Source organism: Aliirhizobium sp. YIM B11859 (assembly GCF_057163345.1).
In genome coordinates this window covers 836821-863749 of the sequence record NZ_JBXHAY010000001.1, presented here as the reverse complement: position 1 = coordinate 863749, position 26929 = coordinate 836821, and the positions used below count along the sequence as shown (strand labels likewise).

The following is a 26929-nucleotide window of genomic DNA, read 5'->3' as shown; positions in this document are numbered from 1 at the left end:
ATGTCGAAATCACTGTCGAGATCGTTGCCCCTGGCCCTGATCGCGCTGTTTACGGGCACGTCGCTTGCCTCCACAGCCCCCCTGCCTTTGCAACGGCCGGCAGTCATCGAGACTGTACAAACCCCTGCCCGCGCCCCCGTAGTCAAGGTCAATGTCATCGACCGGTTTCTGCGCGATGCGGGTGTGCGGCAACGCGGTTCATCCAATCAGGGCCGGACCCGTATGTCGAAGACACGTCAGGCAGCGCCTCAACCGCCGGCACTGTCGAGCATACCCGTGCCGCTGCCGAAGCCGGCTCAGCAGGCCGCAGTCGCGACGCCTGCCGCGCAAGGGGAAGAGGTGAAGGCAGCGCAACCATCGACCGCCACCGGGATCGCCGCAGCCGACAAGGTGCCGACGCCGCAGCCAGAGCCCCCGGTCGAAGCCGCAAAGCCGCCACCGGTGATTGAGCAGCCCGCCACGGCCACCGAGCCGGCACGGCAGGCGGAAGTGCCGAAAGCCGAACCGAAACCGGAGGCACCGGCAGACCCCGGCAGCAATGGCGACAAGCCGGCAAAATCCGCAACGGGTTCCATGCCGGACAAGACTGAAGCCGCCTCGCCGGATGCCAATTCTGCCAAGGAGGGCGCGACGGCCGAACAGAAACCGGCACCGGATAACGGCAAACCGGATGCCGACCAGGCGACCGGCGGAAAAGCGGAGGACCAGAAGCCCGACGAGGACAAGGCGGATACCTCCCCGCCCCCACCGCCCTTGGTCAAGGAAGACCCGGAAGAGCTGAAAGCCTGCCTGGCAGATCTTGCCTCCATCGGTGCAAAATTCGAGGCGACCGACCCGATCGATGACGGGAACGGCTGCGGCATCGAACATCCGATCGACGTTGCGGAAGTCCTGCCGGGCATCGCCCTCGGTGGCGCGACGATGCGATGCAAGACGGCGCTGACCATGGCGCACTGGCTGAAAGATACCGTACAGCCGGCCATGACGATCGCCATGCCGGGACGCAGGATCGTCGGCCTTGTGCCCGGTTCAACCTATCAATGCCGGCTGAGAAACAGTGCAGCGACCGGAAAGATTTCCGAACATGCCCGCGGCAATGCCTATGACGTGGCGGCCTTCAAGCTGGATAATGGCGAGAAAATAGAAATGAAGCCGCGGACCGAGGATTCCACCATGGAAGGAGCCTTCCAGCGCACCGCCACGGCCGGCGCCTGCCTGCATTTCACCACCGTCCTGTCGCCGGGCAGCGATGCCGCCCACGAGACGCATCTGCATCTCGACGTTCTCGAACGCAAGGGCGGTTATCGTTACTGCCGGTAGGAATGGCCGGAGATTACTGCGTCACCGTGAAGGACGAGCCATTGCCCGCGTCGCCACTGGACGAGCCCTTGGTCGGCGTGGGCTTGACGTCGAGAACCGGATGGCAGATGCGCACGGTGCGCGACTGTCCGGTCTGTGTCACGGCCAGAAGCTCGCATTCCTCATTGGCATAACCGGCGCTTGCAACATGCTGGCGTGAAGACTTCTCGGTCGACGGATAATAGCCACCGGCCATATCCGCGGCACCGGCTGCAACAGGGCCGATAAACAGCGAGGCGAGTGCCGCCGCAGCCGGAAGTGAAAGCATTCGCAATGAATTCGCCATGAAAGTCTCCGAAATGTCTCGACGCATATCGAGTTTGTGGAATGATCCTGCGCGGCATTGCGCCGGAATTCAAGCTCCGGCGACAATAATGCTTTCCCGCAGCTTGCCATAAACTGTCAAAGCCGCGGGTCGGCCATTCACTATTGTCAGAAAAGCCCCTCGATCTGCCCCTCGTCATTGAGGAAAATGCGCTCGGCCGAAGGTGAGCGCGGCAGGCCCGGCATGGTCATGATCTCGCCGGTAATCGCCACGATGAAACCGGCACCGGCGGAAAGACGCACTTCGCGCACATGCACCACATGGCCTTCCGGCGCACCGCGCAGAGCCGGATCGGTCGAGAACGAATATTGCGTCTTGGCGATGCAGACGGGAAGATTGCCGTAGCCCTGCTCTTCCCATGCTTTCAGCTGATCGCGCACGGCCTTGTCCGCCGTCACTTCGCCGGCATGGTAGATCTTCGACGCAACCGTCTGGATTTTTTCCATCAGCGGCGTCTCGTCCGGATAAAGCGGCTGGAAATTCGCCTGACCGCTGTCTGCGAGCTCGACCACCTTATAGGCCAGCTCCTCGATACCGGCCGATCCCTGCCCCCAGTGGCGGCAGACGATCGCTTCTGCACCGAGCCGGTCGACATAGTCCTTGATCGCGGCGATCTCGGCATCCGTATCGGAGATGAAATGGTTGATCGCAACGACGACCGGCACACCGAACTTGCGCACATTGGCGACATGGCGGCCAAGATTGGCGCAGCCGCGCGTCAAAGCCTCGACATTCTCAGTCGACAGATCTTCTTTCTTCACCCCGCCATTCATCTTCAGCGCCCGGATGGTCGCAACGATGACTGCCGCATCCGGCTTCAAGCCCGCCTGCCGGCACTTGATGTCGAAGAATTTTTCCGCCCCCAGATCGGCACCGAAACCGGCTTCGGTCACGACATAATCGCCAAGCTTCAGCGCCGCCTTGGTGGCGATCACCGAATTGCAGCCATGGGCGATATTGGCGAACGGCCCGCCATGCACGAAGGCAGGGTTGTTTTCCAGCGTCTGCACCAGGTTCGGCTGCATCGCATCCTTCAACAGAACTGCCATCGCCTTGTCGGCCTTGAGGTCACGCGCATAGACCGGCGAACGGTCGAAGCGGTAACCGATGACGATCTGCCCGAGGCGCTGCTCCAGGTCGGCCAGGTTTTCGGCCAGGCACAGGATCGCCATGACTTCCGATGCAACGGTTATGTCGAAGCCACCTTCGCGCGGAAACCCGTTTTTCGCACCACCAAGCGACAGCACGATCTCGCGCAGCGCCCGGTCGTTCATGTCCATCACCCGCCGCCAGGAGACCCGGCGGATATCGATATCGAGCGCGTTGCCCCAATAGACATGGTTGTCGATCATCGCCGACAGGAGATTATGCGCCGAGGTGATCGCATGGAAATCGCCGGTGAAATGGAGATTGATATCCTCCATCGGCACGACCTGCGCATAACCGCCGCCGGCCGCCCCGCCCTTGACGCCGAAACAGGGGCCGAGCGACGGCTCACGCACGCAGATGACGGCCTTTTTGCCGATCCGGTTCAGCCCGTCGCCGAGACCCACCGTCGTCGTGGTTTTACCTTCGCCGGCCGGCGTCGGGTTGATGGCGGTGACGAGGATCAGCTTGCCGTCCTTTTTATCCGCAAGCGAGGCAATGAAATCCGCCCCGACCTTCGCCTTGTCATGGCCATAGGGAATGAGATCGTCGGACGAAATTCCGAGCTTCTCGCCGATCTTTGCGATCGGCTGTTTCCTTGCCGCTCGGGCGATCTCGATATCCGACTTGACTATGGTCATATGTTTTCCAGTTGGCGGTCTATATCAGCGTCTTGTGGGCCATGCTTAGCGAAGGCGCGCGCACCTGTGAATACCCAAGCCTTAAGCCTCGACCGGCGATCCAAAGAAAAAGGCCAAAAGAAAAGGGCGGCACGATCCCTCGCACCGCCCCACCGGAGCCCCCGCCCCCTTTGGTTCGACTTAGAAACGCTGCGTCAGAGAAACCTTGAAGTAACGTCCGGCTTCCGACTGCAGGTCACTTGCGTTACTGATATTCTTGACCTCGAGCGCATCGTAATACGTCTTGTCGAAGACGTTGTAGACACCAGCCTGGACACGAAGCCCCTTTACCTGCTCAGGCTCCCAATACCCCGTCAGGTTGACGATGCCATATCCCGCCGGCTTGGTCGACGCATCGGAATCGGAGTCGACGGCAGCCGACGCGATCCAGTCCAGGTTGGTACCCCATGTGTTTTGATCGTAACCGATGCCGACGATACCCTTTACCGGTGCAACGGAGGTGATGATGTCGCCGGTATCCGTGTCTTCACCATAGGCGTAGGCGATCGACGCGTGCATGTTGATGCCGTTGGCAAAGCGCTTCTGGCCCCGCGCTTCGATACCCGAAATCCGGACATTCGCACGATTATAGAACTGCGTTACGCCATAGGGAAACTCGGCGGTAGGCGTGCTCGTGGTGTCGATGAAGTCCTTGTATTTCGTTGTAAAGGCGGTGATGCGTCCACCAAGATCTTCGTCTCCGAGGTTGGCACCGATTTCGAACCCGTAGCTCTTTTCCGGATCAAGGTCGGGATTGCCGATCGATTCGTAGTAAGTGCTGACATAGGTCAGGTACAGCTGGTTGACGTTTGGAGCCTTGAAGGCGCTGGAGAACTGCGCAAACAGCTCGACCTCGGGATTGATTTGCCATGCAGCGCGCAGCTTAGGCGAAATAGCCCAGTCGCTCTGCCCGTCGGGAACCCCGCTAAAACCATCGGCGGCTTCGTAGCCGGCAGACCCCTTCGGATCGAACTTGTACCAATCGAAACGCAGGCCTGGCGTCAGCGAGAATCCGGTGTCAGCAAAACCGATCCTGTCTTCAATGAACAGACCGCCCCTGTAGCCGTTGACGTCGGGAGAGTTGGACTGATTGACGTGATAGTTCGAGCAAATGGCATCGTAGACTGGATTACCGGCATTTGCAGCGCAGCTATCGACGCCTGTCGTATACTGTTCAGTCTTGGCAAACTGGAAGTCGCCGCCGAAGGTCAGCCTGTGATGCAAGGTTCCCGTATCGAATGAGGAATTGGCGTAGCCCGAGAAACCGTAATCGTTTTCTTTGTTGTCTGTCGAACGGCCATACGCGCCGACCGGGGTGGTGAGGCGGTTGGCCATGGTTGCGTAGAGACGCTCAACGCGCTGCCAGTAAACGGTCGCTGCGATATTGTCGATCAACGAGTCGGCAGCAATCGCATCGTATTTGTAATCTAGCGATACGCGATCACGCTGTCTGTCTTCCGTTGTTTTAAAGCTGCCGCGCTCATACGCGGCGCTGGCCGTCGACATGGTATTCGTGTCGGAGTTCGTCTCGTAGTGTTCGGCGGTTACGCCGATAGTATGGCCGCCTTCGAGTTCCTGCCGCAATTTGAAAAGGAGGTTGCGGGTGTTGTAGTCCTCAGGGTCGGCTTCTGTGCGGGTCGATCCGAAGCCACCCACATCGCCGCCGGTCTTGGTCTCGTTGCCGCGCGTGTAGCTGCCCTGGAACAACACCGAGGTATTCTGGATTTTCTTGGCAAAAGAGGCCGATCCGCCGAAAGATCGATCTTTGCCGTCGTAAGTGCCCTTGACGATAGCACCCCAATCCTTGCCCTCGCCGATCAGGTCCTCCGGCTCCAGGGTGCGCAGGATCACCGCGCCACCAAGCGCTCCGGAACCTGCACGGCTGGAATCGCCGCCCCGCAGGATGTCGATCGTCGAAAGCGAGTTGAAGTCATAGGTGTTCGTCCCGCCCGTGGCACCCCAGATGCCTTCAGACAGATAGGGTACCGGGATACCGTCGATGGTCGTCAGAACGCGGTCTTCTTCCAAGCCACGGATATTGACGCTGTTGGAGTGGTCGACCCAGCTCACACCCGGCTCGACCGTATTGCCGAGATCATCGAGGTCGCGGATATCGCGCTTGAGGATTGTCTCCTGCGTCGTTTCGGTCGCAAGCGGCGTATCGGCAACGCTGCCTGCTGGCGCCCGCGACGACTTCCCCTTCAAAACGATCGGCTGAAGCGCTGAACTATCCTCCGCCGGCTGGGTTGCGGCCTGCTGCGCCGAGGCTTCGGTGGCGAGCCCCAGAAGAGCCAGCGCAGTGCATGTCAGGAGGATCGATCGTGAATGGCGGGTAACCATGGCTGTCCTTTCGGCACGCGTCGACGATCGGCGTGAGCAATCACGACGGTCAGCGGCGGCCCGTTCTCAAATGTGACGACAATGTGGCGGGAGGCGTTTTATTGCCTTACTCATGCCATTAAAAAACATGACTCAAATTGTCAATTATTAAAACATGACTCGATCAATCATGTTTCTGTGAGCGCCCGCAAGTGATTAAAATGCAACAAGCTCTGCCGCTTTCGGTCTTGCCGGACTTGTGCTCGGCCCGCTATGTGATCCCGCCCTGTTAAAGCTGGAGAACATCTAAAATGAAATCGCTGGAACTGCTGATCGAGAAGATCATCCTCTCGAGCCGCTGGATTCTTGTTGCCTTTTATCTGGGCCTCGTCGCCGCACTTGCCGTCTACGCGCTCTCCTTTGCTGCAAAGTTCTGGAAGGTCGCGCAGAATGTATTCACGCTTGGCGAAGACGAGATGATCCTTGCCATGCTCGGACTGATCGATGCAGCACTGGTCGCCAGCCTCATCGTCATGGTGATGATCTCCGGCTACGAAAACTTCGTCAGCCGCTTCGACGAGACGGAAGCCGACGTCTCGTTTCTCGGCAAGCTCGATGCCGGCAGCCTGAAAATCAAGGTCGCCTCCTCGATCGTCGCCATTTCGTCGATCCACCTGCTGCAGATCTTTCTCAATGCGGCCCAGTACACAGATTCGAAATTGATGTGGTTCACGATCATCCACCTCGCCTTCGTCATCTCGGCCGTCATGCTCGGCTGGCTGGAGCGCATCATGGCCGCCACCAAGGCGGACAAACACGAAGCCAAACATGAGGCACACCTGTAACTCAGGTAGATGCCGGCAGCTGACAGTATTCACCTGCCGGCCGGCGCCTCGGCGCAAGACTGCACCACGTCCCCAGAACGTTTCGTTGCAAGCCGGCAGATAATCGATTCGTAATCGATCTGGCTTATCCAGTGACAGACATGCACTGGAGAATGACATGACGGTAGGCCGGGAAAATCTGCTTTCCACCGACGGGATGAGACTGAAAAGCGGCGACAGGATGCTCATCATCGAGGATTCCGTCGCGCTTTCGGTGCTGCTCACCAACCGTCTGGAGGAAGAGACCGGCGCCACCATCGTCCGATGCGGCTCGCTGTCGCAGGCGCGTATACTGATCGCCGAGGGTAGCTTCATGCTCGCGCTCACCGGCCTGAACCTTCCCGATGCCCCTGATGGCGAGATCCTCGACCTCCTGTCGGAAGCCGGCATCCCCACCATCGTCTTCACCGCAACCTTCGACGCCGAAACCCGGGCGCGCTGTACGGCAAAGAAGATCGTCGACTATATCGTCAAGCACGGCGCCCAGACCGTCGACATGGTGGTCCAGACCGTCAGCCGCATCCTGACCAACGGTGCACACAAGATCCTCGTCGTAGACGACGCCCGCACCGCCCGGGCAGAACTTGTCGGCATCCTCAAGCGCCAGAATTTTCGTGTGCTGGAAGCCCGCTCGGGCCGCGAGGCGCTGGAAATCCTCGCCGCCGACGAAACCATCGAGCTCGTCATCACCGACCACCACATGGCCGACATGGACGGTTACGAACTGACCCGCCGCATCCGCCAGACCCGCAACTCGGAGCAGATGCGCATCATCGGCATCTCCTCCTCTTCCGACCGCCTGCTTTCGGCGAGCTTTCTGAAAGCCGGCGCATCGGACTTCATCTACCGGCCTTTCGTCGCCGAAGAACTCAAGTGCCGCATCGACAACAGCATCGAGACACTGAAACAGCTGAAAGACCTGCGACGTCTCGCCGAACTCGACTACCTGACCGGCCTCGCCAACAGACGTCACTTCTTCTCCAGCATGCGTCAGCGCGAAAGGGCTGGTCTCAACGGCGCGGTAGCACTGCTCGATATCGATCACTTCAAAGCCGTCAACGACACCTATGGCCATGATGCAGGCGATACCGTTCTGCGCCTGATTTCCGATGTCATGTCGACGATGTGCGCACCCGCCGGGCACATGCCGGCCCGCCTCGGCGGCGAGGAGTTCGCCATCTATCTGCACCGGCTCGACGCCTTCCAGGCGCATTCCTTCTGCGAGCAATTGCGCAAGGCGATCGAGGAGACGCAAATGTCGGCCAGCGACCGGATCATGTCGGTGACGATATCCATCGGCCTGGTCGAATTCGAAACCGATGACACATTCGACAATCACCTGAATGCTGCCGACCAGTTGCTATACCTGGCCAAGGCGAATGGCCGTAACCGGGTCTATTCGACGCTGACCATCCCCGAGGCGATGACCGCCGGCGCCGCAGCAATCGGCGGCTGAAGCCACCGGAAAAACCGCATTCGCAATCACGTTCAGCAACGCAGCCCGCCGGCGCACCGCCATGGCCTGCGGCAGGGTGATTCCGCCTTCATTTCCGCCCGGAGCCTCGCATGCGGGACGCTCGGCGATCAAATGCCCGTTGCGGGCATATTTTCCCGGCGTTGGCATTTGCCCATAAGTTACTGAAATCAAATAGATAAGATGACATTATGTCAGAAACATTGTCGCAACGGCGCCTACAGGTTAATTTCTGCTGGCTATTCAACGCAGGTAGTATATTTATTAACAATAACATAGCTTCCTCGAAACCGAAATTCTGATGATAACTCACGAACGGCAATCAGTGCTGAGCAGCGAGATATCTGCGGCCCATTCGCAGGAAGGCCTATTCTTGGCCTTGCGACGGGTTACATACGAATTCAGCCTGCAGCATGTGACACTGCTTTCGCTGAACAATCCGGACGAGCGGTTTCTGGCGCGGATGGTGATAGAAAGCAGCATCAATGATGGCTATTTCGCTGAATTCGACCGCAAGCGCCTTCTGTCCAAATGCCCGCTCGCAGACATCATCGTCAATTCGAAGCTTCCATACTGCTGGTCGATTGGTGATCCCGTCCAGTTTCGACCGTTTGACCTCGACCCTGCCATCGAGGAACTTCAGCGCCGTTTCGGGCTGATTACCAGCGTGGCCATGACGCTCCATTCGCTGGAAGGCGAGCGCTTCATGATGCGCTTCGACGGCGCCCGGCCGCGCCTGACGCAGGTCGAGCTTAACGAAATCGGCATGATCACCTTGCACGCCTTCGACATGTTCGAAAAGATCAGGCGCAACGAACGCAAGGCTGCGCCGTCACCTCTGACGACCCGCGAGCTTGAGGTTGTGCGCTGGACGGCGCAGGGCAAGACGTCCGCAGAGATCGGTCAGATCCTCACTCTGTCCGACCATACCGTCAACGCCTACATGACCAACGCCATAAAGAAGCTCGACTGCGTAAACCGGACCCAGTTGGTGGCGAAAGCCCTGAGGCTCAGGCTGATCGCCTGAAACATCAAGCCCAGCGACGGGAGACGATCTGCAATTGGCATCCTGGATTGAGCATTCGCATAAGCCCTACGAGGCGCAGCACCTACTTGTCGGCTTAAGTGACCGCGAGGTACTCGAACTGGTGGGATCCTTCCGCCTTTGTGGCTTCTGGCGCTTTAATGTCGATACCGGCCATCTGTTTGGAACTCCGGAATTCTGTCAGATCTTCGGCATGGAAACGGTCGATGGTCCCCTTGACCTCGTTCGGTTGAGTGCAGCCATCCACCCGGACGATCTCGCTGTCATCATGGAAACGTTTGAGCGTGCCAGCGCCGCACGCCTGACCTACCATAATCTCTACCGGGTCATCACCGGCCCGTCGAGCTTCAAGTTCGTCCGCAGCGTCGGCAAGTTCAGGGCCGACGACACCGGACAGGGCGATGTCATCGGCATGACCTACGAGCTTTTTCCGCAGCTCAGCTCGACCATCGGCTTCATCCCCGACGCGGAAATGCTCAAGGGCTGACCGCCCTCGCCGGGAGAAAACCGGCAAGGGCGCCAAGCGGTGTCGTGTCCGGAGATTGCCCTACCGGTCGAGAACCGAGCGTATCTCGACGATGTTGGAGCGCACCCGCAGCGTATAAAAGCCCATCACTGCCAGATGCGTCGGCATGATCCATCCGTCTTCGGCACCGTTGGAAATGATCGCCGGCTGGATGCGCAAGGCCGCCTGCATCTGCTTCAACGTATCGGCCCACAATGTCGCCAGATTGCGCTCGCGAATGACCTGCGAGAAGTCGGCACCGGCGCCGGAAAGGATCGCGTAATAGCCGTAAAGCTGCCCGTATGCGAACCAGAAGCGGTCGTCCGCACGGGTGTCGAACCAGCCGCCATTATAGTTCTCCGACCGCTCACGCAGGATCGCCGAAGTGCTGCCGAGATCGTTCGCCACCCGGTCGAGGAACTGCACGAGATTGTCGGAACGGCTGTCGAACAAGGCGGCACAGGTGCTGAGTTCGACGTTGAAATTCCTCAAATTCTTGATCGCAGTTCGATAATAGCTCGGCGTCGGCGTCTTCGGCCCGAACGGGCTCAGGCCGAAATACCAGGAATATTCGTCGAACTGCAAATTGCTGCGGGCATCCTGCAGATTGGTGTTGACGCCTGACGTGCCCCTCACCCGCGCCAGTGTATCGACCAGTTCGACCGCCGTCCGGCGAACCGCCTGGTTCACGCCGCGCTGGAACGATGCCTTGTTGTCAAGGAACGGCGTATGATCCCAGTCAACCCCGAAGAACCCGAGCCTGTAGAGAAGCATGGAGGAAATCCAGGCATTCTGGTTGACGTTCATGTCGGTGAGATCTGCCGCAGCATCGGCGATCGCCGATGTCTGGCACTGTTTCGGCGCAGCAGCAGCCGGGCGGCTTTCCGCTGCGGCCTGCGCCTGCAGGCCGGGTGCCGGCAGTTCCTGTCCGGCCGGAATATTGCGCTCGTTCCAGCGATAGCTGTCGACGAAATTGGGATCGAAACCCCGCCAGACCTGCGTCTGCCAGATGAAATAACCGTAGAATGCGGCAAGCAGGATGAAGAAGACGGCAATCGGCCCCTTCACCCACAAACGCCGCCCGCGATACCAGCCATTCGCGGCCATCAGCGGCCAGACCAGCCAGGCGATCAAGACCCGCAGCCCGCGCCCAATGGCCGCTGCCATGCCTCGAAGAAATCCGGTGATCTGGTGAAGCATCAAGTCCTCCTGAATGCGTATTCGTCCGCGTTGAGATATGGCGTCGACTGCACGAGTACAACAGCCGGCGGACGCAAAGCCGAAGGATCATGGCCGGAAAAATGTCGCAATGCCACCGCCGCGGGTGTTCACGTCGGGGCAAAACGCTCGGCAAAGGCAAAGTCTATCTTTCCGCGGCTGCCCGCCAGCCGCCCGCCGGGCAGGATATCCTTCGCCAGCCGGCCGACAGCCTTGCAAAAATACGGATAGGTTTCGGCTGTGAGCACATGTGCCTCCCGGTCGCGCCGGAAGGAAAGCAGCACGGAATAAAGGTCGAGAAGCCGCTCGACATCGAAAATCAGCTTTTGCAGCAGCAATGTCAGATCGCGCCCCCCAAGGTTCAGCGCGTCGACCACCGAGGCGACGAGGGTTATGACCGCCGGCGGCACATCACGCCCGCCAGCAACGGTCCGCTCAGCCGCGTCCGGCCTGCCCGGAACACCGTCGAGCAATTTTTCGGCTGTCCCGCGTTGGCCCATGACGCTCCGCCGCTGGGCATCGATCCGTCCGGCAAGCCGGTCGGCACGGCCGAGCGATGTCCGCAGCCGCTCGACGCCACCCGATCTGGCTGCCCGCCGCTCCATCCTTTGGCGCATCGTCCGTTTCGACAGAAACCCGAGGATCATGTCGCTTTTCAGCGGCACTTCGCGGCGTTCGAAAAGCGCCCTCTCCTCATCGACAGCCGTTGAAATCGCAGCCACCGCTTGTGCCAGCCCGTCATGAACCGCACGCTGTCGAGCCAGCAGCGCTTTGCGCGCCTGTCCCAGCAGAGCGAGATCGACGGGGGCACCCGTCGGCTGCGCCGCAGTCATCCCTGCAAGCACCGTGACGATGTCCTCGCCCGCAGCTGCCAGGGCTTTCAGTTCGGCATCGAACCTGCTGGCCAGTTCTTCGAAAGATCCGGAAACGCCCATGCCCTGCCTCCGTGCCCAACGGCGGGCACTTCGCAAGGAAATAGGGCCGCTGCGCGATTTAGCGACAGCGGCCCGATAAGAATAACTAGGTGATAAAAAAGGAAATGCTTAGGTAATGAAAAGGGTGTCGTATTGGATTTTATGAAAATCAGAGGCCAAGCTGGGCAATTTCCGCGTCCAGGCGATCCTTGGCCTTTTTCGGCATCTTGGCGGCCTTGACCGCATCGACATTGGCCGGCGTGTCACCGACAATGACCAGGGCCACCATGCCCATGCCGAAATGCGGCGTGCACTTGAAGACATAGGCGCCCGGCTTGTCTACCGTGACCACAAGGTCCTGGCTCATCTTGCCCTTGATGTCGGCAACGCCGTCGGGAACAAGGCCGGCGATGGAGGCGGCATCATGCCCCTTGTCGGCGGCGATGAACTTGATCGTATCACCCGGCGCAGCCTTGACCGCGGCCGGCTCAAACACCATGGCCTGACCGTCGGCGCCCTTGTTGAGCATCTTGATCTCGATCTCGGCGGAAAGCGCCGGCAGTGCAAACAAAGCCGCTCCGGCTGCCACAATGACGGTCTTGAGTATCGTTCTGCTCATCGAATTCTCCTGCAAAGGTTCGCGTTTCAGTCGCGATGACTGCGTTTTAGCGCTGCAGGACTATAAAGCTTTGACATTGGTCAATAGAACGAACTTACCCCGATTTTTTAGGGGATAGCCATCACAGCTGCGTCAGTCGCAACGCATCTGACCTTCCCAGTGGCGCCGGCAGAGCGACACATAACGTTCGTTGCCGCCGACTTCGACCTGCGCGCCCTCGCGGATCACCTCGCCTGCCTCATCGACCCGCACGACCATCGTCGCCTTGCGGCCGCAATGGCAGATCGTCCTTACTTCGCGCAACTCATCGGCGATCGCCAGCAATTCATGCGATCCGGGAAACAGCTTGCCCTGAAAATCAGTTCTCAGGCCGTAGGCCATGACGGGAATGCCGATGTGGTCGCAGACATTCGCAAGCTGCCAGACCTGTTCAGCCGACAGGAACTGGGCCTCGTCGACGAAAACGCAGGCGAGCGGCTCTTCTGCATGCATCTGGGTGATCGTCGCAAGCAGATCGTCACCCGGATTGAACGGAATGGCATCCGATGAAAGACCTATCCGAGACGAGACGCGCCCCATGCCGGCGCGATCGTCGAGCGCAGCGATGAAGATCGCCGTGCGCATGCCGCGCTCGCGGTAGTTATAGGACGCCTGAAGCAACATGGTCGACTTGCCGGCATTCATCGTCGCGTAGTGGAAATAGAGCTTGGCCATGGCAGGCGTTGTCTTACTCCGCGGCGACGAGCGGAAGATGCAGGCGCAGATAACCACAGAATTTTGCGGATGCCCGCGCCCGCCCGCCTGGCAACCTCCCGGTCAGCCGAACAGCGAAGCGATGCTGTAGGTGAGCCAGGAAATCAGCGCCGCCGCCGGCATGGTGACGATCCAGGCGATGACGATATTGCCGGCAAGCCCCCAGCGGACGGCCGAGACACGACGCGCAGCACCAACGCCGACAATGGCTCCGGTGATCGTGTGCGTCGTCGAAACCGGAATGCCGAGCCATGTGGCGCCGAACAGCGTCAACGCTCCACCGGTCTCGGCACAGAACCCCTGCATCGGGTTGAGCCGGGTGATCTTCGATCCCATCGTGTGGACGATCCGCCAGCCGCCGAACAAGGTTCCGAGCGCCATTGCGGACTGGCAGGAAATCACCACCCAGAAGGGCACATAGAAATCCGAACCGAGATGGCCCTGGCTGAACAGCAATATGGCAATGATGCCCATCGTCTTTTGCGCGTCATTACCGCCATGGCCCAGCGAATAGAGCGAGGCAGAGACGAATTGAAGAACGCGGAAGGTCCGGTCGACAGCAAACGGCGTCTGCCGCACGAAAGCCCAGGACACGATCAGCACCAGCACCAGAGCCAGAAAGAAGCCGATCGCCGGCGACATGAAGATTGCCCCAACCGTCTTTAACAGACCGGCCCAGACGATTGAATCGAATCCGACTTTTGCCAATCCCGCCCCGACCAGACCACCGACCAGCGCATGCGAGGAACTGGAGGGAATGCCGAAAATCCAGGTGACGATGTTCCAGACGATCGCGCCGATCAGCGCGGCGAAGATGAGCTGCGGCGAAACGATGCTCGGATCGATAATGCCGGTGCCGAGCGTCTCGGCCACATGCAGGCCGAAGAACATGAAGGCGATGAAGTTGAAGAATGCCGCCCATGCCACCGCATATTGCGGCTTCAGCACGCGGGTTGAGACGATCGTCGCGATCGAATTGGCCGCGTCATGCAATCCGTTGAGGAAATCGAAGAACAAGGCAATGCCGATCAACCCGGCAAGCAGAGGAAAGGCGAGCGACGCATCCATCAGACGTTCTCGATCACGATGCCGCTGATCTCGTTGGCAACGTCCTCGAAGCGGTCGACGACCTTCTCCAGCTCGCCGTAGATCTGGCTGCCGATCATATAGGCCATCGCATTGCCCGAAGCGCCGTGGCGCAGGAAAAGGTCCTTCAGTCCCTGGTCGTGCAGGTCGTCCGAACGGCCCTCGACGCGGGTGACTTCCTCGGCAATCGCGCTCAGGCGCTGCGCATTGGCACCGAGCTTGTCGAGCAACGGCACGGCCTCGGCGACAAGATGTGCCGCCTTGACGACCTCCTCGCCCATCTGTCGCATCAACGGATCGAACTCCGTCTGTTCGAACAGACGGATGGTCTTGACGGTCTTGTGCATCATGTCGATCGCATCATCCATCGACTGGATCAGATCCTTGATGTCACCGCGATCGAACGGCGTGATGAAAGACCGGCGAACGGCAAGAAGAACCTCGCGGGTGATATTGTCGGCTCGATCCTCGAGCGTTACGATCCGCTCACAATTCTTGTCGACGTCTTCGCCGTTCAAAAGATGGCCGAGCGCCTCGGCCGCCTCCACGACTGTCCGGGCGTGCTCGGAAAACATGTCGAAAAACTTGTCTTCACGCGGCATCAATTTCCGGAAAACGCTCATCATGGCCCTGATCCTTGTTGTCGTCCCGCAACCGGAACCGGGCCGGGACTGTCACAAAACTGTCATAAATGCTATCGCCCCGCTGGAATCAACTGTGAAAATCGACATTTAAACCGGCATGAAACCTGTCAAGAAAGACATCCGGCAATCGAGGGACAAGCCGAAAACCCTGCTGCAGCAACTTGCGCAGATGCCGGAAAAGCTGTTTTCCGGCGAATTCCGCCTGCAATATGCAGCCCTGTGTTATCGGCCCGCCGCCGATGGCAACGGCATCGAAGTGCTGGTCATCACTTCGCGCGACAGCGGCCGCTGGGTGATCCCAAAGGGTTGGCCGATGAAGAAGAAAAAGCCGCATCAGGCAGCCGAGATAGAAGCCTGGCAGGAAGCCGGCGTGCGCGGCAAGGCGAAAAAGAAGCCGGTCGGCCGCTACACCTATCTCAAATGGCTGGACAATGGCGACGTTGCGCCCTGCACGGTCGAGGTATTCCCCGTCGAGGTGACGGAGATCGATCAGAAATTCAAGGAACGCGGCCAGCGCCAACTGGCCTGGGTGACGCCGGGCGAAGCGGCGCACCGTGTACGCGAGGTCGAGCTCAAATCGATGATCATCGATTTCAAGCCGAAGAAGAAATAGCCCTGCCTTATCCTGTCCGCGGTTCGCTCCCTCACTCGGGTTTGCGCCGGAACGATTTCCACAAAACGGCTTTGCAGCCCCTCGCGAGCCGGTGTTATGCAGGATGCACGAAATCGATCGGACAAACACAGCACGGAGGAAGCCCAACATGACAACGGAAAAAGTGGCGATCATCACGGCGGGCGGCAGCGGCATGGGTGCTGAGGCGGCACGCCGGCTGGCGGCCGATGGTTTCAAGGTCGCGATCCTGTCGTCCTCGGGCAAGGGCGAGGCACTGGCAGCAGAACTCGGTGGTATCGGCGTGACCGGCTCCAACCAGTCGAACGACGACCTGACGCGGCTGGTCGGAACGACGATGGAAAAATGGGGTCGCATCGACGCGCTGGTCAACAGCGCCGGCCACGGTCCGCGTGCGCAAATCACCGAGATCTCCGACGAGCAATGGCATACCGGCCTCGACGTCTATCTGATGAACGTCATCCGCGCCGTGCGCCTTGTCACCCCGATCATGCAGGCGCAAAAGTCAGGCGCGATCGTCAACATCTCGACCGCCTGGGCCTTCGAGCCGGCTGCCATGTTCCCGACCTCTGCAGTGTTCCGCGCCGGGCTCGCCGCCTACACCAAGATCTACGCAGACACATACGCGGCCGACAATATCCGCATCAACAACGTCCTGCCCGGCTGGATCGACAGCCTGCCGGCAACCGAGGAACGCCGCGACGCGGTGCCGATGCAACGGTACGGAACGAGCGCTGAAATCGCCGCAACGATCGCCTTCCTCGTCTCAGAGGGAGCCGGTTATATCACCGGCCAGAACCTCAAGGTCGACGGCGGCCTCACCCGCTCGCTCTGATCTTGCCGGAAAATGGCGCCTCTCCGCCTGCGCGGGGCGCCGCCCGCCCAGCCGCGATGCGCTGATCGACATTCGACCCCGATATTCCGGAGAAACACTGATGCGTTCATCCAAGATCATTCACATCGTCACCTGCCATGCGGAAGGCGAAGTCGGGGATGTCATCGTCGGCGGGGTCGCTCCACCACCGGGCGAAACAATCTGGGAACAGTCACGTTTCATCGCCAAGGACCAAAGCTTGAGGAATTTCGTCCTCAACGAACCACGCGGCGGGGTCTTCCGCCACGTCAACTTGCTCGTGCCGCCGAAAAATCCGAAAGCCCAGATGGGCTGGATCATCATGGAGCCGGAGGACACGCCTCCCATGTCGGGCTCGAACTCGATCTGCGTTGCAACCGTCCTGCTCGACAGCGGCATCATTCCGATGACCGAGCCGGTGACGAAAATGGTCCTCGAAGCCCCGGCGGGTCTGGTTGAAGTCGAGGCCGAGTGCCGCAACGGCAAGGCCGAGTGGATCACCGTCACCAACGTCAAGAGTTTCGCCCAGAAGCTCGGCGCATCCCTCGACGTTCCAGGCCTCGGCACCATCACCGTCGACACGGCCTATGGCGGTGACAGTTTTGTTGTCGTCGATCCGGTCGAGATCGGCATTGATCTCATTCCCGAAAACGCTCGCCTGATTGCCGAAACCGGCATCAGGATCACCAATGAAGCCAACCGCCAACTCGGTTTTTCCCACCCGGAACAGGAGGGATGGAACCATATTTCCTTCTGTCTCTTTGCAGGAAAGCCCTATCGCGAAAACGGCGAACTTCTGGCCAGATCCGTCGTCGCCATCCAGCCCGGCAAGATCGACCGCTCACCGACCGGCACCGCCGTTTCGGCCCGCATGGCGCTCCTCAACGCCCGTGGTGAACTGAAAAAGGGCGACAGCCTGACCGGTATTTCCATCATCGACACGCGCTTCGTCGGCCGGATCGTCGAGGAGACCACGATCGCGGGAGAAAAGGCCATCATCCCCTCGATCACCGGCCGGGCATGGATCAGCGGCACGTCACAGCTGATGCTCGATCCGTCGGATCCCTTCCCCGGCGGTTACAGGCTTTCCGACACCTGGCCGATGCTCAAATAGACGCCCTGCGTCATCCTGCTGGAGAAAGGACGCCGAAGCCGGGTCGGCAAGGCCGTCCGTTTCACCCGGCCTCGCCGAGATGCTCGCGGACCCATGCGATTTCGTCCGAGGCGGTGCGGCCGAAATGGCGTTTGAAATCCCTGGCGAAATGGGCCGGGCTGGCATAACCGACGGACATGGCGACCTCAGCGATCGTGGCCTTGCGCGCGATCCGCAGCCGCGCCTCATGCAGCCGCATCGCCTTGATATATTGCACCGGGCTGTTTCCGGTCAGCTCCCGAAAATGAGCGTGATAGGATGGCACGCTCATGCCGGCATCCCGCGCGAGATCGGTGACCGAAATGCCGGTCGTGTAGTTTTCCCGTAGAAAGGCGAGGCTCTGGATGATCCGCCCTGCACCGCCGTTCTGCTGCAATGCCGCGATCATCGCCCCGCCCTGCGGGCCGACCAGAACCCGATAATGCAGTTCCCGCAGGATGCTGCGGCCGAGAACCGCGCATTCGACGGGATCGGCCAGCGCCTTGAGCAGCCGCAGCAGCACATCCTCGATACCGGCATCCATCCTGCTCGACACGAGGCTTTGAGGTTTTGCGCCGCCGATATCAGCCTTCGTCATCACCTGTGCGGCAATCTCGGCCGCAAGTACCATGTCGAATTCGACATAGATCGCAAGCAGCGGTCGCTCCGCACTGGCAGTCGACTCCATCCGAAACGGCACAGGCAGCGACACAGCCAGATAATGGTCTTCGTCATACAGATAGACCCGGTCGTCGAGCAGGCCACGCTTGGTGCCCTGCAGGACGAATGCGGCGCCCGGCCGGTAGAGAACCGGCACGTCCTGCAGCACCGACTGGCTTCTGAGCAGCCGCACACCGTCAAGCGCAGTGATCGTGTAGCCGAGACCGGGCGCCAGCGCGCCGGCGCGCTCGACCAGCATCGGCCTGACGGAGCCACCCACAGTCGCCTTTATAGGATCAGGCAAGTCATTCATAGAAAACGCCATCGAATGAGGTACCCATTCATACTATCTGCCAAGTCCGTCAGCAATCAGGAAAGAGACACTCCATGACCAGAAAGACATTTTTCATCACCGGCGCCAATTCGGGTTTTGGTCTTGCCATCGCCACAGCAGCCAGTGAAGAGGGCCATACCGTCATCGGCACCGTCCGTTCCGAAGCATCGCGGGCAAACCTCGCCGGGCGCCTGCCCGACGTCAGGACAGTGCTTTGCGACGTCACCGAATTCGACCGGATAAACATGGTCATCGATGCGGTCGAAAAGGATCACGGGCCGGTCGACGTCCTCATCAACAATGCCGGTTACGGCCATGAAGGCGTGCTGGAGGAATCGCCGATCGAGGAAATGCGCCGCCAGTTCGACGTCAACGTCTTCGGTGCCGTGGCGGTCGCCAAGGCCTTCCTGCCGAAATTCAGAGAGCGGCGGCGCGGCTTCATCATCAACGTCACCTCCATGGGCGGCATGATCACCATGCCGGGCATCGCCTATTACTGCGGCAGCAAATTTGCCCTGCAGGGCATTTCGGAGGTCATGCGCGCCGAAATGGCGCCCTTCGGCGTCCATGTCACGGCGCTCTGCCCGGGCTCCTTCCGCACCGACTGGGCCGGCCGCTCGATGGTTCGCACCGAAAGATCCATTGCCGACTACGACCCGCTGTTCGACCCGATCCGCAACGCCCGGCAGGAAAAGAGCGGCAGGCAGCTCGGTGATCCGGCAAAGCTGGCGCAGGCCGTTCTCAACCTGATCCAGTCGGAAACACCGCCGCCGCAGCTGCTGCTCGGCAGCGACGCGCTGAAATTCGTCTCCGAACGCATCGACCACCTGCAGCAGGAGATCGACGCATGGAAGGCCGTCACCGTCTCGACGGACGGCTGAAACCCGCCCGTCGGCAACCCGCGCATGCCGGTCAGTGAAATGCCCTCACCTCGATTGGCGCCCGGCAGGCAATCGCGGCCTTGCGGCCCCATTCCAGCGCCTCAGCCATGTCGGCGGCCTCCAGCACCCAGAAGCCGCCCATATGCTCACTCGTTTTCAGGCAAGGCCCGTCGGTCACATCGACCCGGCCGTCGGGTCTTGCCGTGAGTGACTTTGCCTCACGCGCCGGGTTCAGCCCGCCAACGAAGAGCCGGATGCCGGCCGTCATCATTTCTTCGTTCAGCAGGTCGATGTCGCGATGCATCGCCGCGTCCTCAACGGCCAAAGCATCGTAATCGTCAGGGTGATGAACGGCGATGAGATAACGGGACATGGCGTTTTCCTCCGGGTGTGACGGTATGGCAATCTTGCCCTCCATTCGCCCGCAGGACGAGCGGCCGGACCGAAATCCGACACGCTGCTCCAGAGATAGTGCCGACAGATCGGCGCCGCCGGCACGATACGCCGGAAAGCTTGAAGTCGGTCAGGCCGTCTTCAGTCCGCCCTGATGCACGACGATGCGGGCATGGTAGGGAACGCGGGTATAGAGGTCGAGAATATCCTGATTGACGAAGCGCACGCAGCCGGAGGACGCAGCCGTGCCGATCGATTCCCATTCGGGCGAACCATGCAGGCGATAGAGCGTGTCCTGGCCGTCCTTGAAGATATAGAGCGCGCGGGCGCCGAGCGGGTTCTTGATACCCGGATCCATGCCGCCGGCTTCCACCGAATATTTCGCCAGCTTCGGCTGGCGGGCGACCATTTCCGGCGGCACCTTCCAGTGCGGCCAGGGCTGGCGCCATTGGATCACGCCCTCGCCTTCCCAGGCAAAACCGTCACGACCGATGCTGACCCCGTAGCGCATTGCCGTGCCGCCGGGCTCGACGACGTAGAGGAACCTGTCCGGGGTCGCGACGACCACGGTACCCGGCTTTTCCCCGGTCGGATCGATCACCCGCTGGCGGTAATATTTCGGATCGATCTTCTGGTAGGGGATCGCCGGCAGCAAATGCCCGCCATCCGCCACCGCGGCATATCGCGCCTGCAGTTCGGCCTCATCCGGCGGTCCGATCGGACGCTGCGCCGCGACGGGAACGACGCTCGGCTGGCTTGTGGTGCTGCAGCCGGTAAGCGCTGCCGTCATGGAGACGGAGCCGAGCACGAAGCTGCGCCGCGACAGAAGATATGCAGAAGACATGAACGGATCCAGATAGAGATGACAATGAGCCTCTATCCGCTTGGCCCTGACACAGATCAAGTCACAACAGAGGCATCTATTCTCTATACGTCGAAGTGATGTTTTTTCATCACGGACGCGCCGATGTCGCAAATGCCCCCGTGTCTGCGGCGTAAACGCACATGCTTGCTTGCCGTTGACAGATATTGATAATGGCCGGGAACATAAAAAAACGGGAGCAAATCATGCGCATCCATAAATCGCTGGCATTCAGTCTTACATTTTCCGCTGCAATTGCAGGCCTCGCGGCCAATGCCACCGCCGCCGAACCGGCGGCCTGCGGCACCGTCCGCTTCTCCGACGTCGGCTGGACCGACATCACCGCGACGACGGCCACGGCCTCCGTCCTGTTGAAGGCGCTGGGCTACCAGACAGATATCAAGGTTCTTTCCGTACCGGTCACCTATTCATCGCTCAAGAACAAGGATATCGACATCTTCCTCGGCAACTGGATGCCGACCCAGGAAGGTGACGTTCGTCCCTACCTCACCGAGAAGTCGGTCGAATCCTTCGGCCCCAACCTCGTTGGTGCCAAATACACGCTGGCCACCAATGCCAAGGGCGCCGAGCTCGGCATCAAGGACTTCAAGGATATCGCCGCGCACGCCGATGCACTCGGCGGCAAGATCTACGGAATCGAGCCCGGCAATGACGGCAACCGCCTGATCCTCGATATGATCGACAAGGATACGTTCGGCCTGAAGAAGCTGGAAGTGGTGGAATCGTCCGAACAGGGTATGCTCGCCCAGGTCGCCCGCGCCGACAAGGCCGGCGAGCCGGTGGTTTTCCTCGGCTGGGAACCGCATCCGATGAACGCCAACTTCAAGCTGACCTATCTGACTGGCGGTGATGATGTCTTCGGCCCGAATTTCGGCGGCGCCGAGGTCTATACCAACATCCGCGCCGGCTACACCGAGGAATGCACCAATGTCGGCACCTTCATCAAGAACCTGAAGTTCTCGCTGCCGATGGAAAACCAGATCATGGGCGGCATTCTCAATGACAGCGAGGAGCCGGAAGTCGCCGCCACCACCTGGCTGAAGGCCAATGGTGCGGCGATCGAGCCCTGGCTTGCAGGCGTCACCACAAAGGATGGCAAGCCTGGCCTCGCAGCGGTCAAGTCCGAACTCGGCCTCTGAGACCACGCCCGGGGCCGGCCACGACAAATGTGATCCGGCTCCTTCGTTCTGCCTGCATCTTTTGAGGTGATATCGGACGTGAACTGGCTTTCAAACTGGGCCCCGAACTGGCTCGCCGACTCAAGCGGAAAACTTCGCCTTGGCCCCTGGGCAAAGGATGCCGTCGACTGGCTGACGGGCAATGCCAGCTGGTTCTTCGACTGGCTGTCGCATGTGCTTTCCACCATTATCGATGCGATGCTGGTCGTGCTGCAGTTTCCCCCTCCGCTGCTGCTGATCGCCATCTTCACCGTACTCGCCTATGTGCTTCGCCGGTCTATCGGCGTGGCGCTGTTCACCTGTCTCGGGCTGCTCCTGATCTATAATCAGGGCTACTGGAAGGAAACGACGGAGACGCTCGCCCTGGTGCTGGCCGCAACCGTCGTCTCGATGGCGGCCGGCATACCGCTCGGCATAGCGGCAGCCCGTCGCCAGTGGATCTACGAGGGCATGCGCCCCGTTCTCGACCTGATGCAGACCATTCCGACCTTCGTTTACCTCATCCCGGCCCTGATCCTCTTCGGTCTCGGCATGGTGCCCGGCTTGATTGCCACCGTCATCTTCGCCATTCCCGCCCCGATCCGCCTCACCAGGCTTGGCATTATCTCGACACCGCCGGCGCTGACGGAAGCGGCGATCGCCTTTGGCGCCACACCGTCACAGGTCTTGCGCAAGGTGGAACTCCCCTACGCCAAGCCGCAGATCATGGCGGGATTGACCCAGACCATCATGCTGTCGCTTTCGATGGTCGTCATCTCCGCGCTTGTCGGCGCAAACGGGCTTGGCGTTCCGGTCGTGCGCGCCCTCAACACCGTCAACATCGCCCGCGGCTTCGAGGCCGGGCTCTGTATCGTCATCCTGGCCATCATCCTCGATCGCCTGTTCAAGAGCGGAAATGGAGACGGCCTATGAACGGATCAGGCATGACGGACCCGGCCGCCAGAGACTGCGTGACGTTCAGCAATGTCGATATCGTTTTCGGCAACAATGCCGCGCGCGCGCTGCCGATGCTGGACGAAGGCCGCAGCCGCGACGAGATCAGTAGCGAAACGGGTATCGTCGTCGGCGTCTCCAACGCTTCGCTGTCGATCCGCGAAGGCGAGATCCTCGTCTTGATGGGGCTTTCGGGTTCCGGCAAATCGACCCTGCTGCGCGCCGTCAACGGTCTGGCACCGGTCGTGCGCGGCGCCGTCAGCGTTTCGACGCCGGACGGACCGGTCGATCCCTACAAGGCAAGCGCAAAGACGCTGCGCGACCTGCGCATGCACAGCGTCTCGATGGTCTTCCAGCAGTTCGGCCTCCTGCCCTGGCGCACGGTGTCCGAAAATGTCGGCTTCGGGCTGGAGTTGGCCGGCATTGCCGAAGCGGAACGCAAGCGCCGGATCGGCGAACAGTTGGAACTCGTCAATCTCAGCCAGTGGGCGGATCGTCGCGTCGGCGAGCTGTCGGGCGGCATGCAGCAACGCGTGGGTCTCGCACGAGCCTTCGCCACAGGCGCGCCCATCCTGTTGATGGACGAACCGTTCTCGGCGCTCGATCCGCTGATTCGCAACAGGCTGCAGGACGAGTTGCTCGAATTCCAGCGGCGACTGAAAAAGACCATCCTTTTTGTCAGCCACGATCTCGACGAAGCCTTCCGCATCGGCAACCGGATTGCCATCATGGAGGGAGGCCGGATCATCCAATGCGGCACGCCCCAGGAAATCGTTCGCGATCCCGCCGACGCCTATGTCGCCGATTTCGTCCAGCACATGAACCCGATCAGTATGTTGACCGCAAACGACATCATGACCAGAGGCCTTTCGCCTTCTTCAGGCGGCATTCCCGTCTCGGGCTCGGCATCCCCGGACACGCCGCTGGTCGATATTCTCGACGGCCTTGCACGCCAGCGAGGCACCATTGCCATCGTCGATAACGGCGCGGTCGTCGGGTCGATCACGGCCGACGACGTGGTGGCCGGCCTCACCCGCCATCGGCGCAAGGACAACTTCTGATATAAATCGCAACACCTGGGTAACGGTGCGCAAACTTGACGCGGCAAGGTATCTTTTGCACTGCGGAATTAAATGATATAAAAATAAAGCAAATTCAGATTTCAACCAGCGAGTGACGGATGGCCGAACAGGCCCAGCTATTGCGCCCCACCGATGACGAGGCTCGCGAGCTTGCTCGCTCGCTCGTCCGTGGTGCGCGCTACATGTCGCTCGGGGTCCTCGATCCCTCGACCGGCTACCCATCCGTCAGCCGTGCGTTAACCGCTATCGATCTGGACGGCGTGCCTGTTGTGCTGGTTTCGGCTCTGGCTGGCCACACAAGGGGGCTGACATCCGACGCCCGTTGTTCCCTGCTTGCCGGAGAGCCCGGCAAGGGCGATCCGCTGGCGCATCCGCGCATCACCCTGTTCTGCCAGGCAGAGGCCGTCGATCGCGGCACCGCTGTCCATGACAGGATCCGCACGCGCTTCCTGAGACGGCATGCGAAGGCGCAGCTTTACGTCGATTTTCCAGACTTCAGGTTTTTCCGGCTCACTCCCGTCCAGGCATCTCTGAATGGTGGTTTCGGCCGCGCCTATGCGCTCTCCGCCGGAGACCTGATTTTTCCGCTTACCGAGGACGAATCATCCTGGGGCGAGCTGCTGCAGGAACTGATCGCCAAGACAGTGGAAGCCGAGGCTTTTGCCGGTCGACTGGGGCTCGGTGACAAGAAATGGCGTTTTGGACTGATCGACCCGGCGGGGATCGATCTGGTTTCCGGTGACCTGCTCGTCCGGCACGAGTTTGATCATCTAATGGACTTGCCGGAAGACGTAATACATTATATCTGCAAATAAACTAAAATGCCTGGGAACTACCCGAAATTTAGGGGATATACAAATTCTGCCTGTGACGCCTAACATTACCGGAAAAGAATATCCGGTAAATGTGTGGCCACTTTGGAGACGGAGTGAAGAGAACTGATGGACAAGGTAACACTTTCTGAACATTCGACTGCAGCGGCGGGGCTGTTGTCGGCAATGGCCAATCCCAAGCGGCTGATGATACTCTGCTGCCTGGTAAAGGGCGAAGTCGCTGTGGGAGCACTCGCGACGCGCGTTGGCCTTAGCCAGTCAGCCCTGTCTCAGCATCTTTCCAAGCTTCGCGCGCAAAAGCTCGTGAAGACCAGACGCGATGCACAGACGATCTATTACTCGAGCTCGTCTGAATCGGTCCTGAAAATCCTCAGCAGCCTTGAGGATATCTATGTCAGCGCCGAGCGGAAGACGTCTGCCGCCGCCTGATCGTTAGATCGGTCTAAAAGAAGCCCGGGCAACACTCGGGCTCTTTTTCTTGCGCTTCGCGCGCGCCAAAATGTTCGCCGATATTGACGCGAACAGCGGTTCTGCGGGCTCTTTTTGCAGCCAGGTTGCGGATCGGCGTTCAGATCGGCCTCCGGCACGAACCTTATCGTAATCGGCTCGATACTGAACTTCGGCGTATCGCACCTGCTTCGCCAGCCCCTCGCTGCAATTTAACAACAGAAATGTCGCAGACATCGGTTCTGTTCTTGCGCGACACCCTCAACATTTCTACAAAAATTGCCGTCCGCCTCAAGGCTCAAACATGACCGGGGCGGACTGGACGTTTTGCTGCCCCCATGCTGCGGCCGCCGGTCGGCGCATGGACAGGCGGCCGGCGTTTAGAGCAGTTCCAGCAAAAGTGCGTAGCGGTTTTGCGTCCGGAACTGCGCAGAAACAAAAAGAGAAAGCAGTTTCGCAGAAGAGCGGAAATGCGCCAAGTGCGGGCTGGGAGGCCCGCTTTCAGAACTATACGGATTCCCCAAGGAGACGGACATGACATTGAAGACAATCACGGCAACGCTTGCCGCCACGCTGGCATTTGCGCCACTCGTCGCAACTGTTGCGCACGCCGACATCACCATCGGCCTGATGGCGCCGCTGACCGGCCCGGTTGCCGCAATCGGCGCCCAGATCAAGAACGGCGCCGAAACCGCCGTCGAGGAAATCAACAAGAAGGGCGGTGTCAACGGCGAAAAACTCGTGCTCAAGATTGCCGACGATGCGGGTGATCCGAAGCAGGGCGTCTCTGCCGCCAACCAGTTGATCGCGGACGATATCCGTTTTGTCGTCGGTCCGGTCACCTCCGGCGTTTCGGTTCCGGCCTCCATCGTGTTTGCCGAAAACGGCGCACTGATGGTCACCCCGACCGCCACGTCACCGGAACTGACCACGCGCGGCCTGTCCACCGTGTTCCGCACCTGCGGCCGTGACGACCAGCAGGCCGAAGTCGCCGCCAAATTTGTCCTCGAAAAGTTCAAGGACAAGAAGATCGCCATCCTCAACGACAAGGCCCAGTACGGCAAGGGGCTCGCAGATGCCTTCAAGGCGTCGCTGAATGCCGCAGGCGTCCAGGAAGTCTTCAATGACGCGCTGACCGCCGGCGACAAGGACTTCAGCGCGCTCGTCACCCGCATGAAGTCCGTAGGTGTCGAAGTCCTCTATTTCGGCGGCTATCATCCGGAAGCCGGCCTTTTGGTTCGCCAGATGAAGGATGCCGGCATGACCGTGCAGCTGATCGCCGGCGACGGCCTGTCGAACAGCGAGTTCATCGCCACCGGCGGCGACGCCGCCAATGGAACGATCTACACCAACGCTGCCGATGCGCTGAAGAATGCAGACAGCAAGGCTGCAGCAGACGCGCTGATCGCCAGGAGCATTCCGGCCGAAGCCTTCACGCTGAACACCTATGCCGCTGTCGAAGTCATCGCCGCCGGCATCACCAAGGCCGGCAGCACCGATGACGCGGAAGCCGTGGCCGCCGCCTTGAAGGACGGCGCCCCGATCAAGACCGCCATCGGCGAAGTCACCTATGGCGAAACCGGCGACCTCACCTCGCAGAGCTTCTCCGTCTACAAGTGGGAAGGCGGCAAGACCGTCTCCGCCGAATAATCCGGCTTAACATCAACGCGGAACGGGCGCTCTTCGGCGCCCGTTTTCGTTTGGTGGCACGAATGCGC

Annotated in this window: 27 protein-coding genes; 15 read left to right on the top strand and 12 right to left on the bottom strand. The window is 60.2% G+C overall.

Going from position 1 to position 26929, the window contains the following annotated elements; all coding sequences use genetic code 11:
- Nucleotides 1–1320: an extensin-like domain-containing protein gene (locus tag AC2GXZ_RS04020; protein ID WP_483757817.1), complete on the top strand. Its 1320-nt coding sequence runs from the start codon at nt 1–3 to the stop codon at nt 1318–1320.
- A 13-nt stretch (nt 1321–1333) separates the two neighbouring features.
- Here the strand turns inward: AC2GXZ_RS04020 and AC2GXZ_RS04015 are convergent, their stop codons facing one another.
- From AC2GXZ_RS04015 to AC2GXZ_RS04005, 3 genes are all read right to left on the bottom strand, one after another.
- Entirely contained in the window at nt 1334–1645 is a 312-nt protein-coding gene (locus tag AC2GXZ_RS04015) for a hypothetical protein (RefSeq protein ID WP_483757816.1), read from the bottom strand.
- A 146-nt stretch (nt 1646–1791) separates the two neighbouring features.
- On the bottom strand, nt 1792–3471 hold the full coding sequence (locus AC2GXZ_RS04010) for a formate--tetrahydrofolate ligase (RefSeq protein ID WP_483757815.1): 1680 nt from the start codon (nt 3469–3471) through the stop codon (nt 1792–1794).
- A 180-nt stretch (nt 3472–3651) separates the two neighbouring features.
- Nucleotides 3652–5850, bottom strand: coding sequence for a TonB-dependent hemoglobin/transferrin/lactoferrin family receptor (locus AC2GXZ_RS04005; RefSeq protein WP_483757814.1), 2199 nt, complete (start codon nt 5848–5850; stop codon nt 3652–3654).
- Between the two features lie 290 nt (nt 5851–6140).
- On the opposite strand from AC2GXZ_RS04005, the gene AC2GXZ_RS04000 reads away from it, so the two are divergent.
- The 4 genes from AC2GXZ_RS04000 (at nt 6141) to AC2GXZ_RS03985 (ending at nt 9719) form a co-directional block, all read left to right on the top strand.
- On the top strand, nt 6141–6674 hold the full coding sequence (locus tag AC2GXZ_RS04000; protein WP_483757813.1) for a TIGR00645 family protein: 534 nt from the start codon (nt 6141–6143) through the stop codon (nt 6672–6674).
- Nucleotides 6675–6831: 157 nt separating this feature from the next.
- A complete protein-coding gene (locus tag AC2GXZ_RS03995) occupies nt 6832–8169 on the top strand; it encodes a GGDEF domain-containing response regulator (protein WP_483757812.1) in 1338 nt (445 codons plus the stop codon).
- A 391-nt stretch (nt 8170–8560) separates the two neighbouring features.
- The gene (locus tag AC2GXZ_RS03990) at nt 8561–9214 is read left to right on the top strand and encodes a helix-turn-helix transcriptional regulator (RefSeq protein ID WP_483757811.1); all 654 of its coding nucleotides are present in this window, start codon (nt 8561–8563) and stop codon (nt 9212–9214) included.
- Between the two features lie 34 nt (nt 9215–9248).
- Nucleotides 9249–9719 carry a PAS domain-containing protein gene (locus AC2GXZ_RS03985; RefSeq protein WP_483757810.1) on the top strand — a complete coding sequence of 157 codons (471 nt, stop codon included), beginning with the start codon at nt 9249–9251 and terminating at the stop codon, nt 9717–9719.
- A 60-nt stretch (nt 9720–9779) separates the two neighbouring features.
- Here the strand turns inward: AC2GXZ_RS03985 and AC2GXZ_RS03980 are convergent, their stop codons facing one another.
- The 6 genes from AC2GXZ_RS03980 to AC2GXZ_RS03955 all read right to left on the bottom strand — a co-directional run bounded on the left by AC2GXZ_RS03980 (nt 9780) and on the right by AC2GXZ_RS03955 (nt 14953).
- Nucleotides 9780–10937: a DUF2333 family protein gene (locus tag AC2GXZ_RS03980; RefSeq protein ID WP_483757809.1), complete on the bottom strand. Its 1158-nt coding sequence runs from the start codon at nt 10935–10937 to the stop codon at nt 9780–9782.
- A gap of 128 nt (nt 10938–11065) precedes the next feature.
- Entirely contained in the window at nt 11066–11890 is an 825-nt protein-coding gene (locus tag AC2GXZ_RS03975) for a hypothetical protein (RefSeq protein WP_483757808.1), read from the bottom strand.
- Nucleotides 11891–12038: 148 nt separating this feature from the next.
- Nucleotides 12039–12488: a pseudoazurin gene (locus AC2GXZ_RS03970; RefSeq protein ID WP_483757807.1), complete on the bottom strand. Its 450-nt coding sequence runs from the start codon at nt 12486–12488 to the stop codon at nt 12039–12041.
- 132 nt (nt 12489–12620) lie between these two features.
- On the bottom strand, nt 12621–13202 hold the full coding sequence (locus tag AC2GXZ_RS03965; RefSeq protein ID WP_483757806.1) for a thymidine kinase: 582 nt from the start codon (nt 13200–13202) through the stop codon (nt 12621–12623).
- A 102-nt stretch (nt 13203–13304) separates the two neighbouring features.
- The gene (locus AC2GXZ_RS03960; protein ID WP_483757805.1) at nt 13305–14309 is read right to left on the bottom strand and encodes an anion permease; all 1005 of its coding nucleotides are present in this window, start codon (nt 14307–14309) and stop codon (nt 13305–13307) included.
- Entirely contained in the window at nt 14309–14953 is a 645-nt protein-coding gene (locus AC2GXZ_RS03955) for a DUF47 domain-containing protein (protein ID WP_483757804.1), read from the bottom strand. The genes AC2GXZ_RS03960 and AC2GXZ_RS03955 overlap by 1 nt, the downstream gene beginning before the upstream one ends.
- Nucleotides 14954–15068: 115 nt before the next feature.
- Between AC2GXZ_RS03955 and AC2GXZ_RS03950 the strand changes: the two genes are divergently transcribed.
- From AC2GXZ_RS03950 to AC2GXZ_RS03940, 3 genes are all read left to right on the top strand, one after another.
- Complete coding sequence (locus tag AC2GXZ_RS03950) at nt 15069–15584, top strand: NUDIX hydrolase (RefSeq protein ID WP_483757803.1); 516 nt, start codon at nt 15069–15071, stop codon at nt 15582–15584.
- A 148-nt stretch (nt 15585–15732) separates the two neighbouring features.
- Nucleotides 15733–16437 (top strand): SDR family oxidoreductase, encoded by a 705-nt coding sequence (locus AC2GXZ_RS03945; protein WP_483757802.1) that lies wholly within the window; start codon nt 15733–15735, stop codon nt 16435–16437.
- A 100-nt stretch (nt 16438–16537) separates the two neighbouring features.
- Entirely contained in the window at nt 16538–17569 is a 1032-nt protein-coding gene (locus AC2GXZ_RS03940; protein WP_483757801.1) for a trans-3-hydroxy-L-proline dehydratase, read from the top strand.
- Between the two features lie 61 nt (nt 17570–17630).
- Here the strand turns inward: AC2GXZ_RS03940 and AC2GXZ_RS03935 are convergent, their stop codons facing one another.
- Nucleotides 17631–18560, bottom strand: coding sequence for an AraC family transcriptional regulator (locus tag AC2GXZ_RS03935; protein WP_483757800.1), 930 nt, complete (start codon nt 18558–18560; stop codon nt 17631–17633).
- 74 nt (nt 18561–18634) lie between these two features.
- Between AC2GXZ_RS03935 and AC2GXZ_RS03930 the strand changes: the two genes are divergently transcribed.
- On the top strand, nt 18635–19462 hold the full coding sequence (locus AC2GXZ_RS03930; RefSeq protein WP_483757799.1) for an oxidoreductase: 828 nt from the start codon (nt 18635–18637) through the stop codon (nt 19460–19462).
- A 31-nt stretch (nt 19463–19493) separates the two neighbouring features.
- Here AC2GXZ_RS03930 and AC2GXZ_RS03925 read toward each other — a convergent pair whose 3' ends face one another.
- Both AC2GXZ_RS03925 and AC2GXZ_RS03920 read right to left on the bottom strand, forming a co-directional pair.
- A complete protein-coding gene (locus AC2GXZ_RS03925; protein WP_483757798.1) occupies nt 19494–19835 on the bottom strand; it encodes a YciI family protein in 342 nt (113 codons plus the stop codon).
- Between the two features lie 150 nt (nt 19836–19985).
- Nucleotides 19986–20699: a L,D-transpeptidase gene (locus AC2GXZ_RS03920; RefSeq protein WP_483757797.1), complete on the bottom strand. Its 714-nt coding sequence runs from the start codon at nt 20697–20699 to the stop codon at nt 19986–19988.
- 230 nt (nt 20700–20929) lie between these two features.
- Here AC2GXZ_RS03920 and AC2GXZ_RS03915 point away from each other — a divergent pair, with 230 nt between their 5' ends.
- From AC2GXZ_RS03915 to AC2GXZ_RS03890, 6 genes are all read left to right on the top strand, one after another.
- Complete coding sequence (locus tag AC2GXZ_RS03915; protein WP_483758260.1) at nt 20930–21877, top strand: choline ABC transporter substrate-binding protein; 948 nt, start codon at nt 20930–20932, stop codon at nt 21875–21877.
- A gap of 78 nt (nt 21878–21955) precedes the next feature.
- On the top strand, nt 21956–22828 hold the full coding sequence (gene choW, locus AC2GXZ_RS03910) for a choline ABC transporter permease subunit (protein WP_483757796.1): 873 nt from the start codon (nt 21956–21958) through the stop codon (nt 22826–22828).
- Nucleotides 22825–23910, top strand: a complete 1086-nt coding sequence (choV, locus tag AC2GXZ_RS03905) for a choline ABC transporter ATP-binding protein (RefSeq protein ID WP_483757795.1) — start codon at nt 22825–22827, stop codon at nt 23908–23910. Before choW ends, choV begins: the two co-directional genes overlap by 4 nt.
- A 119-nt stretch (nt 23911–24029) precedes the next feature.
- Nucleotides 24030–24746: a HugZ family pyridoxamine 5'-phosphate oxidase gene (locus AC2GXZ_RS03900; RefSeq protein ID WP_483757794.1), complete on the top strand. Its 717-nt coding sequence runs from the start codon at nt 24030–24032 to the stop codon at nt 24744–24746.
- Nucleotides 24747–24872: 126 nt separating this feature from the next.
- Nucleotides 24873–25193: an ArsR/SmtB family transcription factor gene (locus tag AC2GXZ_RS03895; protein ID WP_483757793.1), complete on the top strand. Its 321-nt coding sequence runs from the start codon at nt 24873–24875 to the stop codon at nt 25191–25193.
- A gap of 552 nt (nt 25194–25745) precedes the next feature.
- The gene (locus AC2GXZ_RS03890; RefSeq protein WP_483757792.1) at nt 25746–26861 is read left to right on the top strand and encodes a branched-chain amino acid ABC transporter substrate-binding protein; all 1116 of its coding nucleotides are present in this window, start codon (nt 25746–25748) and stop codon (nt 26859–26861) included.
- Nucleotides 26862–26929: the final 68 nt, after the last annotated feature.